This is a genomic window from Sideroxydans lithotrophicus ES-1 (assembly GCF_000025705.1).
In the GTDB taxonomy this organism is placed as follows: Bacteria; Pseudomonadota; Gammaproteobacteria; order Burkholderiales; family Gallionellaceae; genus Sideroxyarcus; species Sideroxyarcus lithotrophicus.
In genome coordinates this window covers 1,082,281-1,100,961 of the sequence record NC_013959.1, presented here as the reverse complement: position 1 = coordinate 1,100,961, position 18,681 = coordinate 1,082,281, and the positions used below count along the sequence as shown (strand labels likewise).

Here is an 18,681-nt window from a genome sequence, read left to right as displayed (position 1 = left end):
ATCAAGGGCGCGGATCTATTTCATCCGATCTTCCCGAGGGGCGGCGATTTGTGGCGCACATGCCCTTATAATCGGGTTCCCTGGCTCTGAGGAACTGTCTTGACCAATCCAGTGAAAATCCCCGCTTTTCTGGCACACCTGCCCCTGTTCTGTGAGATGTCTCCCGATGAGATCGAACGCATTGCCCGGGGAGCGCGCGAACTTGGTCTGGCGCGCGGCGAGGTGTTGTTCCAGCGCGGCGATCCGTGCACCGGTTTTTATGTGGTGATGCATGGCAGGGTCAAGCTGGCTTTGACTTCTCCGCAGGGCATCGAAAAAGTGGTGGAACTGATCGGTCCGGGCCAGAGTTTCGGCGAGGCGGTGATGTTCATGGACAAACCGTACCCGGTGTATGCCCAGGCGCTGACTGACAGCATGGTTCTGCATATCGGCAAGCAGGTGATCGTCGGCGGTATCGACAGCGACCCGAACTTTTGCCGCAAGATGCTGGCGGGACTTTCCATTCGCTTGCACCGTCTGATCCAGACCGTTGAGTCGATCTCGCTACGCTCACCGGCGCAGCGTGTGATCGATCTGTTGCTGCAGGAGTTGGATGGGACAAAAGAAGGGTTGGATGTCCATGTCAGTCTGTCGGCCAACAAGAACGTGATCGCTTCCAATCTGAACATCACGCCGGAAACTTTTTCACGCATCCTGCGTAATCTGTCCGATGCCGGATTGATTGCGGTTGAGGGCAAGGATGTATGTATCCGGGATGTTGCCAGATTGCGCAGTTACGACGAGTGATTTGATTTAGACAAATAGAGTCTTAGTTCGAAAAACTATTACTAACCTATCTGAGACTATGTGGTAATTCTACTGTAAAGCTAGCTTTGGGAAATCGGGAGCGGACATCCATACTGCTCGAACCAACATGTATCTCGGTAGATTGCCGTAGTCCGCTATGCCGAAAAGTGGAAGGTCGTCGCGCATCGCTGAAGTTCCGTTCTTGGCACGATGCGGTATTTCATGTTCCCATTTTGCCCGCCTGGAAGCAGTCACTGGAGCATCGAAAAAATCAGCGCTCCAGATAGCGGTCTCACGCGACATCCGGCATTCGACCCACTGCCGACCTACAAGGTGTAACCTCTGAGCGACCGTTGCTGCGGGCAGCAGACCTTCAATCTGCTGGGAATATGTGAGCTTGAATTACTTTACCGTAACGGACATAGCGACTTCCCTAAAGCGGACAGTTTATGCGAATGATTCTGTTCGTTCTTTACCTCATCCCACAGTTCTGCAAGTTCCTGCTTCCTCAGATTTGTGTGGCTGACTTCTTAGGTGACAACGATTGATTCCCAACCATCGTATTCGCCCCCATGTTTGTATGCGAGGTTAAAGAGTGGAAGAGTCACGTCATCAATGGTATTAAGCGCCGGAATATCTGTCCTCCACAGTTGGGCGACATATCGGGTATTTCCTTTATCCAGCTCTGAAAGTGAACGTACCGCAAATCCAAGTTGCATTGCTTCGACGACAAAGGCGTGTCTGCCGGCGGCTTCTGAGAAGCTCGACCAGTGGTCAATCTCTCGAGACTGGCGCAATTTGTCGCCGTTACGTTCTAGTGCTTCACAAACGCGACGATTCTCGATAGTTTGACGATTAGAAGGGCTTGGGTAAAGGTATGAGAAGTAAGTTGACCAACCGGCGTCTTCTCTGTTTCCTACCTCGTACCGGTAGGTCGGGAATGCTCGCATGCAATTAGCGACTCTTTCGGCCCAATTTTGCGGCTGCGCAATATAGAAGAAGAAGTCCCGGCATGAATTAGTAGTACAGCGACCAAGGTAGTCAGCCTCATCATCGACTAGGTGAGCTTCAATTGCCTTTTCAATAGACAATAGCGAGTCATACTCTTCTTGGCTAGACAAGCCGTCATCTCGTGGCGACTTCATTTCTAACCGTATGTAGGCCATGTGCGATAAGTCTGAATAAGGCGCCAACCTATGCGCACCCAAATCAACAAACATCGAAGCGGGTTTGTTGTCGACGTTCAAAAAGTAAAAATCCCAATCATCTGTCATGAATGCTACCTATCTATTATTTGAGAGTGAACTATGCCACCGCACTTAGTACACTTAACCTTGAGCATGATTCACAGGGAGGAAACGCGTGATTTTTGCCTTAAGCAAACGGACGAGCATCGGATCCATGAACTCATATTCGTCGGGAATATCCAGGCAAATGACGCGTTTGCGTCCCAGATGGTTCTTGAATTTTGATGATAACTTGTTGCGATGCGCCTTTTCCATTACAAAGATCAAGTCAGCCCATTCTATAAGTTCGCCTGTAACTGGATTTTCCGCATCATTATTGAGTCCTGCAGACGAGCATTCGATTCCCGGAGTATCAGAGAAAACCTGCTCAGCCGTAGGGCTCCGCAATCTGTTCTGGCTACATATGAAGAGAAAGTGTTTCATAGTTATGTGTCGGTAGTAACGTCATCCCATGGAGCGCCATCATATCCAATGACCCAGTTGATCGCATGATGCCTTTCTTGAATGATTTCAATATCAAGGTCAGTAGGTTTGGAGTGGATTTGTGCATCACGTACTTGCCAGTGATAATCCATGAGTTCGTCGGCCATTCCAATCAATACGTCATCGGGGCGGCGCTTTGCAGACGCTATAAACTCGGACGGCGATATATTTGCGTATGGCGGCAGCAACTCTTGGAAGATAGACGTATCGCATTGCTCAGTTATCGCAGGCAAATATTCCGTCTTTTCCAGTGACCAAAGTAGAACGGCCAGTGCTTCACTCTTCCACGTCGCATCTATAGATTGCTTTCTAGTCGGTTCCTTAGCTGATACGTAAGCCAGCTCTGATGGGGATAGTTCGTCCCACAGATTTTCTTCTCTTAGCCACGAATATATTTCGCTGTGTGGGGCACCTAACCCTAATCCGACTACGCCAAACAATGCCAAAGCACGACGAGCTATTTCGGATGCTTCCCTTACTTCATCTGGCGGACAATTGTCCAATTCTGACGTAATCAATTTCGCTGTTTCCCTAGAAAATCAACTAATGCTCACAAATTGGAGGTTTTCGGCGAATGAGCGTTACTGGCTTTGCGTCCTTCAGCCATCGCTTCTAGCGAAGGTCCGTATCACCTGCAAACAGTCGTTCGTTCCCCACTATTTAATACGGGTTGGTCTCATTAGTGCAGGACTCCCCATGTTTCGCAAATACCACCATAAGGTTGCATGATGGCGCTGGTATTCCGTTGAATTGATGTAACCCCCTCATATGTGACACGTCCGAGGATTGTAAAAAGAACGTACCCGTCTCCGTCTTCGTCAGGCTCATATATTTCAATTTGTCCATATTGCTCACGCAGCAACTTAAGCGCTGCCGGAACAGGTGGCCACGTTTCAAAGTCTACGTTGTAGTCAACAGCGTAGTCTTTGTTGAAATCGAAGCCATTGGACTCAAGACGCCGGAACACATCCCCATCTGCATCAGCAGGCCAATCCATCGAAACTCTAGAATTTGTCATAGAGAACACGAGTTCCAAATTATTATTGAATGACCGTGGGCCGCACTACGCCCCATGTTCATCGAACTTCTCAACGTCTGTTTCTCATTTAACAACGGACATCACTGCTCTTCAATGAAAGTAGTTTTGCGCCAGTTCTTTTCTGCCAATCTTCAAACAACTGATAAACATGTTGGTTTTTGTATATTGCCACTCCCAGCGTTCTCTGGGCGCTCCATTCATTTTTTAGCTCTGCATCATGGTGATCATGAGGTCTGCCTTCACTGCATTGCCTGCATATATTTCTAATATTCGTTGTCCAGTCCTCAAAGTTATGCGGAGTAGCCGAAAATATTTTCTCCAACTCCTGCAAGTCTTCTTCTTGCAAGATTTCTACGGAGGCAATCGATGTTTCATACTCTGACGATTCAAAAACCTCCAGAACATTGAATACCGAATATTCCCTCTCACCAATCTTTCGATAGCCGACGGGAGCACCGTCGTTCAGCACGACATCTCCATACTTAAAGCCTGAGTCGGCGTAAGGAATGCTATCAATTCGCACACGAGCGGGATCAATTCGAGTACCCCAAACTACTTCGCCATCCCCATCAGGATTAAGTCTTACTGGAGTAATGCCAAAATTCATATTGATTGGGCCATCGTCACCTTCAATCTCGATCCCATTTTGCTTCCAAGCTAACCGTGCGATGTCCCATTGTCTTAGCGCTGTTGCAGCGATGGCGAGGTTCCATCTGGCGGCCTCATCCTCAGGAGCAAGTTCGTTGGCTCGTTTGTTATAGTCAAATGACAACAGCCATTCATTGCGATACTTGTAAATCAAGCCAAGGTTATAGAAGCTTTCTGATTTTTCAGGATCGAGTTCAATGGCCTTAAGGTACAGCTCAATTGCTTCGGAATCCTTGCCTGCATCGCTTAGATGCTGAGCTTCTTGATGGTATTTCTGGGCTCGTTTTTTGTTTAGGTTAAACAGGTTCACTTTCTTTCCTTAAATGCCATCTGGACTTTACCTCTGCAATAAGCGCCCATTATGAAAATCATCATTGATCGCCCGCTGGCCGCATCCTGCCTAGTGTTCATCTTACCAGCGAACAACTGCTGTTCTATTCATAACGGACACCGTTAGTTACTCGAACCTAGCGAAGTGCCCGTTACGGTAAACAAAAAGCTTGTCGGTAAGATGATAGGGAGATTCTTTTGCATATTTTGTGGCGAGTTCGCGTAGTTTGGTCAAGCCTTGCTGATTGCGAGACCCGGTAAACATAAGAAGATCACGAGCAGGAACAGCCACAACAATTTCACCGTTAGCTTTGGATAGATTGGTCCATAGGTCATCAAAAAGCAATAAGCTTGCCTCGTAGTTTCCGCCCACCGTGATCATTGATACAAGAGGGCCGGCATCCACTTGAGGCTTGGGAATTAGTCTGGTTAAGTTTGCTACAGAAAGTGTTCGCAACTGCTTTCGAGATATTCCGATCTCATCAAGAGACTTGGGTGCGAAATAGGTGATGTTCGTAGGCGTGTCTTCAGCGTAGAGGATCACAAGTTCTTCATTGAAGTCCTCATAGACGTTTTCAGGGGCTTGCTTACTACCTCGTTGCTTCACGGACTCTTTAATCTCTGCAATCCAATTCCGATCCTTGATAATTGGAACGATGCGGGTCCTTTCAAGAGGGGCCGACTTCCCCGTAGCTTCAACAAATGAGGTAATGTATTTTTTTAGGATTTCATCAACTGCTGTGGGGTCAAGAAGATATTGCGAATAGGCGTTATTAAGAAATGTGGTGGTCTCTTTTCCGTCCGGGTCTTTGATAATCAGTAACAGATCGCCCTTAACAGTAAGGTTGATCGCTGGCTGAGCCTTTTTCAACTCCTTTGCAAAAACCTTAGTGAATTGATCCGCAGACAGTGGTGCGGCAGTAGCAATGCTTGATAAGCCTAGGGTGAAGATCAATGATGCAAGGAAGCGTTTCATATCATACTCAACCGTAATTAGTCTGACCCACTGGCAGCACTTTGAAAATCGAGAAAAATGATTTTAAACATCTAAACTGGAGGATACACGCGTCCGTCCATTCCTGGCTGCATTGTGGAGTTTGGACGCTAAGAGCACACACAGGCCAAAGAACACAACAAATAGCCACAGTGCAGTGAAGGAAGACAAGAATGAAATGCCGTCGGTATCCAAGAGGGCAGGAACAAGGAAGACCAACGAAAAAGCCAGAGCAGAAACAACCGCGGACGGCAGCAAGCTACGCCGTGACCACAGGCACAAAAGCGCTGTGAACAGCCCGGCGGTAGACAAGGCAAACAGCGCCATTGAAATATCGCCGATAGACAAGGCAGTAAACCCGGAAAGTAGACCGAGCTTAAGCAAGGGCGTGTCATATACCGCCCACAGGCCGAGCAGCCAGACCCATAGCCAGGCCGCTATTACGCCGCAGAAGATGAGCACGACAATTCGCTTAGCCGAGAGGTTGCGCATGATGCCTAACGAAGTTGAAGAAAAAATACATTCATAAAGTGCATGACGTCGTGAATCCAATTAGTCTCCATGGCTGAATGGAGGACATTCCTGAATAACTCTTGGCCGACAATTGCCGGATTGTCCTCGCAATTACGACTGGCAGCAATGCGGCGGAGAGCGGACGTCCACTTTCCGAAGTCGGAGGTCTGTTGATGGCACGCAGCGGTAATTCATGTTGCCATTTTGCCCGCCAGGAAGCGACCACTTGAGCATCGAAAAAACCGCGCACTGATAGCGGCCCCTCACGACGCGCCACAATGATCGGAGGCCTATCCCGACTCCTTTGGCAGGAAACCAGCCGGATGGTACGTGTTGACGAGAACACCCGTAGTCGTGCTTCGTGTGTCGACCAGCGTGAGATTGCGCGGCGGGACACCGTTCTCGAACAACCGCTTTCCTTCGCCGAGCACCACTGGAAAAACGGCGATGCGAAACTCGTCGATGAGGTCGGCTGAGATTAATGTCTGGAGCAATTCTCCGCTACCCCAAATATGCAAATCTGGGCCGTCCGACTCCTTTAACCGGCGGATCTCATCAATAACATCACCGTCAATACGCTTTGATTCCTTCCAGTCGAGCTGATCGAGAGTGCGGGTCACGACATACTTAGTGGCCTTGTTGAATGCCTCCGCAATCGGGTTGTCCTGGTACGGCCAGTATGCGGCAAATATCACATACGTCCGGCGCCGCAAGAGCAGGTCGTACATTTCGACCGTCTCGACAATGTTGAGGTCGTCGTCCACGAATGGCATAGCCCAGCCTCCGTGCGTGAATCCGCTTCGCCGGTCCTCCTCGGAGTCACCGGGCGCTTGCATAACGCCGTCGACAGTGAGCTGCGTAATTGCGATGATCTTTCTCATGGTTTCTGCTCCTCTGTTTGTTGCGAACGAGTCTAGGTCTTGCACGCTAACAATTATTAGGCAGACCCACCGGTCTGTACCATCAAAATTAGTGTGGATGCATATTTTCGGTAAGCAATTGATTCATTGAAGCCACCCGATTTTATTGCTCCTCATATGCATAATAGTACGGGCGAGGGACGAATGTCTCCTACTGGCACATTGCAGTAGCTCAAGTTGCGAAATTGCCTTCGCTAAAGCTGCCATACACGAAGGGCTATTCCGGCCGAAAATCAGCCAGATCGGCAACTCGGCCAAAGCTGTCGTTGCTTAGCGTAGTTGACGGTTCGGCAGCATTCGGGAAAAGGGGCGGACAAAGCACCTGTCGCCCATCCAACCATCACCTTTACCGTTGAATGTCGAAAATGCAGTGGAAACGGACAAATTCGGGTTGAGTGTATAAAGTGTGAAGGACGTGGCCACATCAAGTTTCGCTAAGTGTAAGTGAGTTATAGATTGCAACCTACAAAAGTCTACACAGCCGACGGCTTTGACGGGCAACTATTAATCTAAATTTCTTTCCACTCCGACGGACGCATTCCAACAAACTTGGCCTGCATTTCATTAATCACTGGCTGCGTGTCTCGAAGCAGATTCTGGAAATCAGTCAGGCTAAAGTCTTTGACCGTAAAGTCCGCAGTACTCATAAATTGAATGAGGCTCACCATGATCTTATCTATCATTCGAGCTTTGTCCTTAGTGGAGCCCTTGATGGAAGTAAACAAACCATGTAGAGCAACGTAGATACGGGTAATGCCAGAGTGATAGCCCGATAATTCTTCAAACGTATAGTAAGCCACAAAGATTGCGATCGCGAGGCGGAAGAGACGTTCATTTGGTTTCGAGCCCAGAATTTGATTTTGGCCCTTTTGAGCTAGAAACATTTTCGCCATAAACTGCCCTGCAAAATAGTCTGCATCAGTTTCCATGGCACGTCGTTCTAGGTCGGGATTCTCGGCATATGCTTCAATTCGTTCCGCAATACCTCGACCCAACTGAGATGAACAATGTAGTAACACATGACCGCGAAGAATGTGCGCTAGTTCATGAAAGAAAATCGCATAGCCCGAATAGACTGCCAACCTTCCTGCGAATGCTAGCCTATCCGTCGAAATTGTTACGGCAGAATTCACGCCAGTTGGAACTTCTAGGACTTTCCCGGCCGCGGGAGCTTCAGGGAGAAAGTCTGATAGAGCGGCCAACTTTATGTACGTCAGATACGGATCCAATATTGCGCCAGCGGTTACAATAAAATAGAAGCTTTGATCGTCATGCCATATTTTTCTTGCAAGACCATTGGCATCTATCGAGTCCGAAACGAAACCAAATATTCGCCAGGGTTTGATATGCCTTTCAGTTGTTTTCCCACCGAGCATTTTCTGAAATCCATCGCAGGCGCCAGCAAGTAGATTCCACGCCGCCGCCTCACGTTCTCGTTGCCATGGGCCTCCAAACGCTGCATAACTTTCATGAAAGCCATCGCGACTTAGTAGTAAGTTGCCAAAAATCTCGCTATGCTTAAGCACAGCTTCGACTTCGATAACATTTGTTCTTGTTGGCGAACCGATTACTAACTCTTTACGAGCAATATTGCAGTTATTCTTGAAAAAGTTAAAGAACGGATTCATCTAGCTTCCAATATAAAGTTTGCTTTGCATTTCATGCCCTGATTTTATCGGCTTTGCAATTAATGGCGAGGAATAGAATCTGACTAGAGAAATCAGTATAGCCATTGGTACCTGTCAGTCATCGCTCGTCCGGCGACTTCCAAACCAGAAAATGATCGAGAGCATCGACGCTACCAATGAGCTCGCGAGCTAGTCTGAGTCGCTCAAGGAGCTTGAGTCTTTCGCTTTCCTCCAAATCAGATGCGCGCATCTCCGCCTCCGTAAAAAACTGCTCTATACGGTTTGATTCCGCCCAATGATCAATAATGCGATGTAGATCTTCTTTGCTATTCTTGAGTGCTTCGGCTGCTCGGCGTTCTTCCTCTTTACGTCTCCACACCTCCTGTTGTGCTTTCCAGCGCTGCCGCTCAATTTCTGCTTGGCGCATGCCTTCCTCGACCAGCTGGGCAATTTCAACCGCCGCACCTTCTAGTTCCTTCACAATTCCCCTTATCTGCGTTTCAAGACTGCGGGCCGCTGTCGTTTCTTTCCATTGTTTTTTCCAACTGGCCACTGGATAAGGCGAATAGGCTTGTAAGCATAATCTGCCAGTTGGAAGATCTTTCTTGGTCGTCCAAGTGTGATGATTACTGCGTTTTGGCGGGACATAATCCTTCTCCCGCACATAGTCGCCATTGACGTAGCGAACCTCCACTTCCTCCGATAACTCGATAATTGTCAAACCAATTGCCACGGTCCCAACATAGACTACCGTTTCGCGTGCTGGCGACCAAAGGTTGTTGAAATGGTGGCTCTTACCTGGGTTTTCACGCTCATCGACTGCCTCTCGACGTAGGCGTTCACCGTGTGGTGCAAGTACGACTCTATGGCCATTTCCCTCGAGCGCCAAGAAGAATTGATTAGCGAAAGACAGTGCCTTGTCGAGCGTGGGCTTGGTGACGGCCAGGTCTACCAGCAATTTCTTGGACGGTTTTAGATATCCTCCTTCATAAGAAAGCCGCCCAGACTCAAAAAGTGCTTTTGCGCCATTGATGAGTAGATGCTGGTTCGTACGCAAAGAAGGTATTGGCCGTATACGCTTTATACCAACAGGAGGTTTCGGCAACGGCCTTGGAACCTGAACGCTGTTACCGTCCCGAGACCAAACCATTTCGTCCCCCGGCTGAGCTTCGGGGAGTGGAATTTTCATTGGTGTCTGACCGACTGCCAGTCTCGCCCAATATCCGCGCTCAGGTCTGGGAACGCTCATACGAGTACAAACTCTCGCCATATAGCTAGAGGAAACCTCGAACCTCGCGGCAACTTTGAGCATCGGCTCGGACCAGACAAGTGCGTACAGTGCCTCGCGAGTCAAGGGGAGCTTGATCTCTTCTTGCGGCGGGGTAGCAGGCATGCTCGTCGGATCGTCTGCGATTGTCATGGCAACAATAGAGAAACCTTGAAGTTAATGCAACACTCGATAATACTACTCAATATTGAACCTAGACATGCGCTCCAATTGATCAGTAGCAAACCATCAAGTAAATGTCGATATTGCCATCCGTAAGCGAATGCCAGATCACCAGATATCAGACAAATACTTAATTGTTGTCAAAAGTAGGCTCTAACGACATGAGTGTTTTCTGCATATTGCCCGCGCGTTCGAGATAATAGGATTCAAATAGCGAACTAATAATACTGCAGCTGAAGATGAACATTTGGCGCGGATCATCGTTCAACACCGACTCGACGGTCCATTGACCATCGCCTAAGTAATCTTCCGGAAACTTCAATCCTCTTGCCAAGGACTTAATTGGATCGCACGAAAATGATAATCCGTTCAGCTGGTGGGCAAAGGCATTCCTTATCTTTCTAATTACTTCCAAGTCTTGAAAAATCACCAAAGGGATCAGATTTAGTGAAAAAGCGATTTTTATCTTCGCGCTAAATGTTCCAAGTGGATTCGTTTCTCCTAATAAATTGTCAGTCGCATCGCATTTGACAAGTGCACGAAGGAGCAAAATTTCGAGACAATGATCTAAATACGCTGCACCAAGAAGCGCACAGGATCTATCATCAGCATTTGTATACTCCTTTCTAAACTGCTCCCAAGAATTGCTATCCAAAAATGCTTTCTGCTTTTTCTTAGCCACTTTATTCTCCGATTCCCATTTTATTGCGATTTGTCACTCTAAGGTTTCAAGGATGAAACCTATTGACTAGCTTTCGAAGCTCGGGAGCGCCGTGTGTTGCAAATTCAAGCATGAGTTTGTACGCCGGATCTTCGTCGGGCGAAGGAAACAGAGACTCAAAGGTAGCTTCAGTCTCGTATATCCCAGGCTTAAGACGGTAAACGCAGACGACCGTCTCGGCCAAACGATTCTGGTGGTCACTATGCCCCCCTTGAAAAAAACGTGCCTCTTGTAGATGGGGACGAGCCGCTGTAATTCCGAATTCTTCAAGCTCAGCGCAGTCCTGCAGGGACTGTCCAACTGACTCAGTAACGCATTGACATGCAAATACAACAGGCCACTTCGGTTTGTTCATGGGCCAGTCGTCTATTTTCATACTTTTGTAGGATGCAATCCCGGTTACGGAGTCTCGCTCAAAAACGTTCAGTGCGAACCAGACTGCAATGTCGATACTCGTTGTTACATCAAGTCCGTGAGTGGGGAGACCGTAATGCTGCGCTAGCGCCATAATCGCACGGTCTAACCGGCATGTCGGATCAACGAGTAACTCCTGAAAATGGCGAAGAGACTCGCTTCCTTTCTTTCCATCTGTGTTGATCCGGCGCTCAAGATAGCGCCTGAGTTGAAAGTGAAATTTGTCATAATCATAGTTTGCATCACGTGATGCAGATGTCACAAGAGAAGGTTCTGCTCTCGTCGATCCGCCAAAGAGCATGTCTTGAACTCGCTCTTCACGCTGAAGTAAGTACATCTGTCTCTGCCCGCGAAAGAAAACCCCGTCTGGATTATGGAGGGGAATCCTGGAAGCATGATCCTGTAACTCTTGAACGCTGGATACATCTACGATTGGTACACAGTAGTGCTTGCAGCGCACCCTTGGATAGTCCTGCAAGTCGCTGTAGAATTGTTTGTAGTGATCGCGGAATACGTCCTTTGCACCATAGAACCCATATTGCCCGCTGCGGCGAGCAATAAACATGGCTCGATAGTGCTTGTCCGTCAAGAAGCCTGGTAGAAATCCAGGATGATCTGTTTCTTTTGAAGCATCAAACGAGTCGTCTGGGGGATTGGCCGTGTTGGTCTCGTCGATGCCGATTGAGCCAAACACCTTAGCACTACCTTGAGCCTCTATTAAAGGCAAAACAAGAGATGGCGGAGCAGCAATAATCCCACTCTTGGTCAAGGCTGATGCCATATCTGAATCATATCCAATACTCGCCGCATATGCATCGTTGAGAGGCGCATGTGTAATCTGCCTAATTGCAGCATAGTAAGCAAAGTACTGCACATTGATAGCTCCACCGAGCCATGCACCCAAAGATGCGGCAGCAAAGTGCAAATGCGTCTGTAACTGGCGGGGATACTCAGACACAGTTTCGACGTTATCACCGCTAAATCCTAGAGCTTCTAGCTCCTGAGTGGTTGCCTGCCTTTTCTGCTCAATCAATAACTTGTGCAGTGTCACGATATTCAGAAATTGGTTTATCAATGTTGAATACGCCAAAGGACGCAGACTATTCTCCTCCCATATGAGTTGATTCCCCATAATACGTAAATGTTGAATACGGGACTGCGGTACAAGCCCTGCTACAATAATCTTGGGCGGAGCAGTATTCGCCAAGAGCGGATCAGTTGCGAAAAGGCTCGCCAGTTCTTTGGAAATTACAATCTTTTGAATAAGACCTCTTATGGCGTCAAGAAATGCTCCATGTTTGCTGTCAGGCACGTCGATTCGAAAAGCCACGTAACTCCAGGGTTTCCTAATATCTAGCTGCTTGAGTCCATCAGTAAGCTTTAGGACGTCAATAGATATCAGAGGAACGCGGATGTCGTTGTAGACATCGAAGAATACTTCGTTTGTATCCATGATTCAGTTCACTAGTTATGTTTAGTTGTAGTTGCGGAGCAATCTGTAGATGCCAGCCAAAATAAAATAACTGTCTCTCAGCTTTACCACCTCAGGCATGCAAGCTCAGATTGTCCGATTATGATCTGTGAGTATCCCGTAGCCATTGCTCTACTGTCTTAGCTGGGCGGCTTACCCTGACTCCTGGGTTCAGGATATCCCTAATTCGTTTTACAGCCTCATAATCTGGATTGACCACTACTACCTTCGACTTTCCAGTTGGAATTAGGCGGCCATTTCTTCGGATAATTCCTTCTATTTGGTTATGAAAACCACATCGAAGGATGTATCGAGCCTGCAAATCATCATCAGGTAGTGAATAGCCAAGAAAAATTATCCGTTTTGCCGTGCTCAACAGTTCCGTTGAATGCTTCCAAATGTGACGAAAGACTGGCTTACTAAAGTCTTTGAGGTAAGACGGGGCCACGATAAGTGGGGTGTATTTCTTATTTACCTTAGTTTTGATTTCCCTTGGAGGAATGAATACCTCTACTTGATGGTTTGATTTACGGGCGTGGAACAAGATTAAGCGACGCTCTTCTATAACTGAGTTCACTTCATCAGACGTATACCAGTTAAGTGAACCATGAGGTTTTAAGATAAAAGGGCCGTTCTTTGGTAACTCTTTGCCAAGTCCATATTGATCCGGCGTAATATCGCGGCCAAACATTTTTTGATCCAGGAGCAAATCCCAGTTGAAAGTAATTATTCCCGCCTCTTCTTCTTGTACGATTTGCACAAATTCATCTAACCAAGGCGTTAATTTCGCATCTTTGTAAATCTCGTGAAACCATGAAGCAATCGTACTAAGAAGCGCTTGACGTGCCTCAATCAACTCTTCTTTCTGGAAATTTCCTTTATAACGGCGCGAGCTTTTAAATAGATCGATATTAACGGTAAGTTCGGTGAGCAACTTCTCTATGTTCGGAAAACTCGCTTGCTTATCTTCCCGAAAATGCGGGTGATGAAACTCAATAATTTTCCTTAAGCTGTCGCGATGAGTATCATCTATTCGCGCCCAAACATCAAAAAGTAAGTCTCGTGTCAGCGGGTAACCACAGCCTTTTGAAAACCCCGCACCAACAACATAAACGGTATCTCGAATTCTTTTCATATTGTGCAATCTACATCTTCATCTGTTGTACAGCGAGAGTAGACTTCCTGGCATCTAACCGTTCAATTTCTGCAACTCCAGGCTCTACAAGCCAGTTATAAACCTCATCGACCGTTACTAAGCCAGACCTCAACAACAGCATCGCATCAATAAAGTCTGCATGACGAATCAACGTTATCTCAGTAGACCCACAAGCTTTCCCTTCTGAAAAAGTATCAAATCCAGGCTTACCCAAGGTCACTCGCCTTGTCGTTGATTCGATATTTGCAGCCTTTGTAAGAACTGCAAATGCCTCATCCTTGGTTATCGCGGGAGGTTTTTTTGTGCACGTCTTACACTCAAGCACGGCCGACTTACTATCTAACTGAATCATGAAATCTGGGACTCCCTGCCGTTTACCATCTTCCAGCTTTGTGATCTTCCATGTCTTCTCAAGGCGTAGAAGAGCTTCAATCGCATCTTCATATTCATTTCCAAACAGACGATAGGCATCTTCAACCATCTCCTCTATTCCAAGCTCTCGCGCGGCCTTCGATTGACGTCTGCGCGCAAACTCATACGGACGATCCTCAGCTTTTTGTAACGCATCCACCAGACTATCGACACGTACCTTATGAAGAAGAATTTTCTCAAGACTTTTTAGGTCAGTATTGATAATAGCCTCGGGAGTGGACAAGCCGGCCTTCATCAAAGCCAACGCGCGCTGCCTTCCGAATCCGGGTACATTAGCGCGCTGCGCAATTCGTATTAAGTCGACCAGTTCAAGTGGCACTCCATACCGAATACGTCGAGCAAGAATGGACAAATTATTCATGACCGCCTGAGGACATCCGACGCTTGGAACGCCAGCAATATGATGGATACCATCCAAGACCCAAGCTACATCGCCGGCCAGTCGATGAAGATACCCAGACGAAATCCCGGAATCGGCACTAATTCTTCGCTCCAGTTGCCCGCACATAAATTGGAACAGCGCAAATGAAGACTGAATAACGCTTGCAGAATCCTGAGATGAATCCAAGTCTGCGAGCAGCTTGGAGACTCTTAACATGCCCAATGCATTAGCAGTCATTCCTCGGACAGGTGGCAAGAAGCGCTGTGCTGAAGTTGATTTGAAATCATCGCTAGAACACACAGCGTGAATCCAACCTACCTCAAAATCTTCGAAGGAGGCTTCAAGGTCTTTGGCGTGCTTTGTAAGCGCCTGCGCAAATGCATAAGCAGAGGATGGAAGTAGACCGGTTCGCGATGTGACCAAACCCAAATCGGTAGCAATTAGACGCGTAGAGTCCTGGGTAACCATCCCATGGGTGATTAGCCATTCAATCGAGTTCTTAACCAACGACACTAATTCGTCTAGCTTGGCCGGATTGCGATCACGAATCTGATACCAATAAAGCGTGTTCTCCAAGAATTCGCGAATTTCTTCGATGCTTCCGGCAGATCCAGATGCAATAAGTGTGAGTACAATCTTCCGAACACTGAGAGATATGAGTTTCGACGTCAGCCGCTCATTTTCGGGCAAAACTAAGACATTCGCGTGCTTCGCTTCGATTTGGTCACGCGGAATCAGAACGGAGTAACCTCGTTCATGCATCCCCAAACGACCTGCACGACCTGACATATTTCGATAGTTACCAATAGGCAGTGGAGGAGGAGGAATGTATCGGCGATGAATTCGATCGAATAGAACAGTTTGAAAAGGGAAGTTCACACCTGCAGCAAGCGTCGGCGTCGCAAAACAAACATTGAAGGTACCGTCGATCAGTCCCTGTTCAACAACCGCACGTTCACTCTGAGTCAGATCGGCAGTATGAAATGCTACCTTAGCTTCAGCCGTATCCTTTAGCCTATCAGAAAACTCCGTCGCCTCTGAGAAAAGGGATAGTTGTTCCGCGAAATTATAACCATCCACTGTCTTAGTGCACCGGCTAGCATATTGAGCCGCCAATTCAGACGCATCCCTTCGTGTTTCAGTAAACACAAGAACCGGGCCTCGTTTTTGCAATAGGAGGCGCTCGACAGCATCTAAGGTATTTGTTGGAAGAGCATGTCCCGGGTCCTTGGCTTCCCCCTCTTCCTGACCAAACCGGATTGAGAAAATCTTCCCATCTGCCCATATTTCTTGAACCAGCTCAACATCGCGGTGCCCTGACTCAACCAAGTCGCATTCAAGCCAACCTGATATATCCTCACCATTCGACACCGTCGCAGTTAGTGATATGAATTGCTTTACGCCTCGTTGACGCAGCAAAGCACAGAGTATTTCGATTTCAGGGCCGCGCTTGTCCTCACCTAGAATCTGCAATTCATCAGCAATAATGGCAGTTTCAGCAAGATTTATTGCCCCAGAGAGGATAAGAGCAATTGCTTTTTCGTAGGTAGCCACAAGAATTTGCGGCTCTGAATCACCGTCATCGCGGTCCCCAGTAGCTATAGCGATCCGCGCAAGCGGATCTCGGCCACCATTTCCGTAACGTCGCCCAAAATCATCGAATTTTTGATCCGCAAGTGCTTTAAGAGATACCAGATAAAGCACTTTGCGACCGGAATCAATTGCAGCCAATAGTGCAATTTCACCTACAAGAGTTTTCCCAGATGATGTCGGCGCACAAACAACCAGACTTTTACAATCAGCGACGCCTGCTTCAATTGCCATGCGTTGAACTGTTGTAATGGAATTAATACCCTGTGTTAAAAGACGTTGGCGAAGTTCGTCAGTGAAGCCAGGCCCATTCACTTTGCTAATTTTCTCCAAGATTCGCCTTTCATTATCTGCGTAAATCAAACTGGACTTCGCCCGCCTTCGTAGACTTTACTCAGCTTTTAATTTCTCGCTTTGTAGACGCCCCTGGGTTCAGGAAGGTATTTTCTTCAGAACCCTGCCTTCTATCTCGTTAAGATAATGCGGAAGCCCAGAGAGATGTCCTTTTAGTCTCTCTCGATTTTCACTAGTAAAGAAAATGACTTGTTGTGAAAAATTACCGGCGAGAGATGCACGCTTCAGAAGTTCGCCAAAGCTAACGTCTCTAGTACTTTGCTGTCTGGGCTCATCAAAAATGATGCATCCTGGATGATGTGTGTCTTCGGTTCTCGCTATCTCAAGAAGTCCATTGAGGTATGCCCAAATTGTCCGGATAAGATCGCTTGCAGAAATACTGTTCTGCAGAGGAAAACTTGCTTCAAGGTCGAAACCCTCATGCTCTGGTCGATACGTGTCCGTAGAGATGACTATCTGAGTTTCTGGGAAACTGCCAAATCCATACTGCGACAGTTGGTCTCGAAGAATCCTCGTCCAAATGCCTATCTTCTTTCGGTCATCTTCTGATACATCGTCCTTAGGTAGCTTAAGGGCTTCTTCTTGGGCAATTTTCCAGCTATCAGCCAACTCCCCAAAGCCATTTACTATTTTCTCGAAACGACTTTGTGCATCACGATCATTTGCAACAGAATTCTCAAGTCTAATTTGCGCTTGTATTGCAGCAATAGACGGCTGCCTTCCATCTGAAACCAGTGTTTGCCGCAATGCCCGCACTATCTGTCGTGCGGTAGAGACTTCTTCGCGAAGCGTGCTGATTTGCAGGCTCCTAGAATCGACCACATTAGCGGCATTCGCTAGCACGACTTCATATGTACGACGTTGCTCTGATAAGAAATCAATACTCTCATCAAGAGACATAACGGTTTGCGCGAAATCAATTGGCACAAGAGTATCGTGTATTGACTGATGACATATGGGGCAACTACCACCATCAACCGCCGATCCTTGACGCGAGCCGAGATTCTTCAATACTCGTATATCCTTATTGCGCTGAATATCTTCAGCAATAGCCTTGAGCCTTTCTTCAATACGCTCAACCTCCTGCTGCTCCATTGCAAAAGATTCAAGTAGCCTAGACAGTAATGTCTGTTTATCCTGAATGACTTCTTCTGCCGCTGTCAGCTCTGCTTGAGCAGAAGATGCAATCTCGTTTACCCTAGGTATTTCTTTCTTCACCAGATTATCAAGCTCCGCCTGAAAGCCATCTGCTCTATCACGAATGCTGATCCACTCGCTACCAACAGGTGCCATCAGACTCGGAGTAACAAGGGGCGGCCATGTTGCTGTTGGTTTCTGAGGCAGGGCTTGAACACGCACCGCTTTCTGCTCTGCCAGTTCATTCGCGCGACCAACTTGCGCCGCCCATGCCACAGCGATTCGAGTTATTTCAAGGTCAATTTCTTGGCGCTTGAGCGCATTTCGGTGTGCATCAAGGTTTAGGATAAACTCAACGGCGCGTTTATGTGCCTCGCGAATTCGAAAATGCGTAGGGAGGGGTGGTTGTACCGTAGACCACCCTCTCGTTTGCTCCACAGCAAAATATGGCATAACGCATTGCAAGTACAATGGATACTCATTGCCATCGTATGTCTGAACCTGAGGAAGCTGCCAGCCGAAAAAATTCGACAAGAAGAAATGGAAGCCTGATTCTCGAGTGGCTGCTCCCTGTCGATTAACAAAATAATCTCTTGAAGAAACAGATTGCCCCGGAGACGTCAAAATGGGCCCTTCGTGTACCGTAATCAGGTTTTTATCACGAGATCCTTTTATTGTGCGTTGTACAACAATTCTCTCTGCTTTCTGATTCTCTAATTCAAGAAATACTTCCGACTCAATTACATCGTGTTCGCCATTATCCGAATCTAACCTTGCCTTAACTGCAGGAGGCAACGGAAGGTCAGATTGTTGAGTCGTAAGCATCGCTTCCATACCAAGAGCGACAAGGATCGACTTAACGCAGGTAGACTTCCCCATAGAGTTGTCTGCCCACATCACCACAAGACCATCTGGAAAATCAAGCGTAACTCCATATGGTCCATCATTAGTTTGCAGGCGAATTGTTAGCCTTCTAAAACGCATAA

The 18,681-nt window shown here is 47.4% G+C and carries 16 protein-coding genes; 1 reads left to right on the top strand and 15 read right to left on the bottom strand.

The annotated features are described in order from the left end of the window. Window positions 1-99: 99 nt before the first annotated feature. A complete protein-coding gene (locus SLIT_RS05585) occupies window positions 100-786 on the top strand; it encodes a Crp/Fnr family transcriptional regulator (RefSeq protein ID WP_013029252.1) in 687 nt (228 codons plus the stop codon). A 530-nt stretch (window positions 787-1,316) separates the two neighbouring features. Here SLIT_RS05585 and SLIT_RS05580 read toward each other — a convergent pair. From SLIT_RS05580 to SLIT_RS05510, 15 genes are all read right to left on the bottom strand, one after another. Further along, a complete protein-coding gene (locus SLIT_RS05580) occupies window positions 1,317-2,060 on the bottom strand; it encodes a DUF695 domain-containing protein (protein WP_013029251.1) in 744 nt (247 codons plus the stop codon). A 54-nt stretch (window positions 2,061-2,114) separates the two neighbouring features. Beyond that, window positions 2,115-2,456, bottom strand: coding sequence for a low molecular weight protein tyrosine phosphatase family protein (locus SLIT_RS05575; protein ID WP_013029250.1), 342 nt, complete (start codon window positions 2,454-2,456; stop codon window positions 2,115-2,117). A gap of 2 nt (window positions 2,457-2,458) precedes the next feature. Continuing rightward, a complete protein-coding gene (locus tag SLIT_RS05570; protein ID WP_013029249.1) occupies window positions 2,459-3,034 on the bottom strand; it encodes a DUF4272 domain-containing protein in 576 nt (191 codons plus the stop codon). Between the two features lie 161 nt (window positions 3,035-3,195). Then, the gene (locus SLIT_RS05565) at window positions 3,196-3,513 is read right to left on the bottom strand and encodes a ribonuclease E inhibitor RraB (RefSeq protein ID WP_041420788.1); all 318 of its coding nucleotides are present in this window, start codon (window positions 3,511-3,513) and stop codon (window positions 3,196-3,198) included. A 109-nt stretch (window positions 3,514-3,622) separates the two neighbouring features. Next, window positions 3,623-4,513 (bottom strand): tetratricopeptide repeat protein, encoded by an 891-nt coding sequence (locus SLIT_RS05560; protein WP_013029247.1) that lies wholly within the window; start codon window positions 4,511-4,513, stop codon window positions 3,623-3,625. 147 nt (window positions 4,514-4,660) lie between these two features. Continuing rightward, window positions 4,661-5,509, bottom strand: a complete 849-nt coding sequence (locus tag SLIT_RS05555) for a DUF1444 family protein (RefSeq protein WP_013029246.1) — start codon at window positions 5,507-5,509, stop codon at window positions 4,661-4,663. 63 nt (window positions 5,510-5,572) lie between these two features. After that, a complete protein-coding gene (locus SLIT_RS05550; protein WP_150102946.1) occupies window positions 5,573-6,079 on the bottom strand; it encodes a hypothetical protein in 507 nt (168 codons plus the stop codon). 251 nt (window positions 6,080-6,330) lie between these two features. Beyond that, window positions 6,331-6,921, bottom strand: coding sequence for a dihydrofolate reductase family protein (locus tag SLIT_RS05545; RefSeq protein ID WP_013029244.1), 591 nt, complete (start codon window positions 6,919-6,921; stop codon window positions 6,331-6,333). A 548-nt stretch (window positions 6,922-7,469) separates the two neighbouring features. Beyond that, a complete protein-coding gene (locus tag SLIT_RS05540; protein ID WP_013029243.1) occupies window positions 7,470-8,588 on the bottom strand; it encodes a M48 family metalloprotease in 1,119 nt (372 codons plus the stop codon). 118 nt (window positions 8,589-8,706) lie between these two features. Continuing rightward, window positions 8,707-10,008 (bottom strand): hypothetical protein, encoded by a 1,302-nt coding sequence (locus SLIT_RS05535; RefSeq protein ID WP_013029242.1) that lies wholly within the window; start codon window positions 10,006-10,008, stop codon window positions 8,707-8,709. A gap of 160 nt (window positions 10,009-10,168) precedes the next feature. Continuing rightward, window positions 10,169-10,720 carry an MltR family transcriptional regulator gene (locus SLIT_RS15110; protein WP_013029241.1) on the bottom strand — a complete coding sequence of 184 codons (552 nt, stop codon included), beginning with the start codon at window positions 10,718-10,720 and terminating at the stop codon, window positions 10,169-10,171. A 46-nt stretch (window positions 10,721-10,766) separates the two neighbouring features. After that, the gene (locus SLIT_RS05525; protein WP_013029240.1) at window positions 10,767-12,626 is read right to left on the bottom strand and encodes an FRG domain-containing protein; all 1,860 of its coding nucleotides are present in this window, start codon (window positions 12,624-12,626) and stop codon (window positions 10,767-10,769) included. A gap of 118 nt (window positions 12,627-12,744) precedes the next feature. Further along, the gene (locus SLIT_RS05520; protein ID WP_013029239.1) at window positions 12,745-13,779 is read right to left on the bottom strand and encodes an SIR2 family protein; all 1,035 of its coding nucleotides are present in this window, start codon (window positions 13,777-13,779) and stop codon (window positions 12,745-12,747) included. A gap of 10 nt (window positions 13,780-13,789) precedes the next feature. Next, window positions 13,790-16,537, bottom strand: coding sequence for a DEAD/DEAH box helicase (locus SLIT_RS05515; protein ID WP_150102945.1), 2,748 nt, complete (start codon window positions 16,535-16,537; stop codon window positions 13,790-13,792). Window positions 16,538-16,636: 99 nt separating this feature from the next. Then, window positions 16,637-18,679 carry a hypothetical protein gene (locus tag SLIT_RS05510; protein ID WP_013029237.1) on the bottom strand — a complete coding sequence of 681 codons (2,043 nt, stop codon included), beginning with the start codon at window positions 18,677-18,679 and terminating at the stop codon, window positions 16,637-16,639. Window positions 18,680-18,681 lie beyond the last annotated feature (2 nt).

Coding starts and splice junctions, on each gene's coding strand:
- SLIT_RS05580 (WP_013029251.1), bottom strand. CDS start 2,060: ATGACAGATGATTGGGATTTTTACTTTTTGAACGTCGACAACAAACCC.
- SLIT_RS05575 (WP_013029250.1), bottom strand. CDS start 2,456: ATGAAACACTTTCTCTTCATATGTAGCCAGAACAGATTGCGGAGCCCT.
- SLIT_RS05565 (WP_041420788.1), bottom strand. CDS start 3,513: ATGGATTGGCCTGCTGATGCAGATGGGGATGTGTTCCGGCGTCTTGAG.
- SLIT_RS05555 (WP_013029246.1), bottom strand. CDS start 5,509: ATGAAACGCTTCCTTGCATCATTGATCTTCACCCTAGGCTTATCAAGC.
- SLIT_RS05545 (WP_013029244.1), bottom strand. CDS start 6,921: ATGAGAAAGATCATCGCAATTACGCAGCTCACTGTCGACGGCGTTATG.
- SLIT_RS05540 (WP_013029243.1), bottom strand. CDS start 8,588: ATGAATCCGTTCTTTAACTTTTTCAAGAATAACTGCAATATTGCTCGT.
- SLIT_RS05535 (WP_013029242.1), bottom strand. CDS start 10,008: ATGACAATCGCAGACGATCCGACGAGCATGCCTGCTACCCCGCCGCAA.
- SLIT_RS05525 (WP_013029240.1), bottom strand. CDS start 12,626: ATGGATACAAACGAAGTATTCTTCGATGTCTACAACGACATCCGCGTT.
- SLIT_RS05520 (WP_013029239.1), bottom strand. CDS start 13,779: ATGAAAAGAATTCGAGATACCGTTTATGTTGTTGGTGCGGGGTTTTCA.
- SLIT_RS05510 (WP_013029237.1), bottom strand. CDS start 18,679: ATGCGTTTTAGAAGGCTAACAATTCGCCTGCAAACTAATGATGGACCA.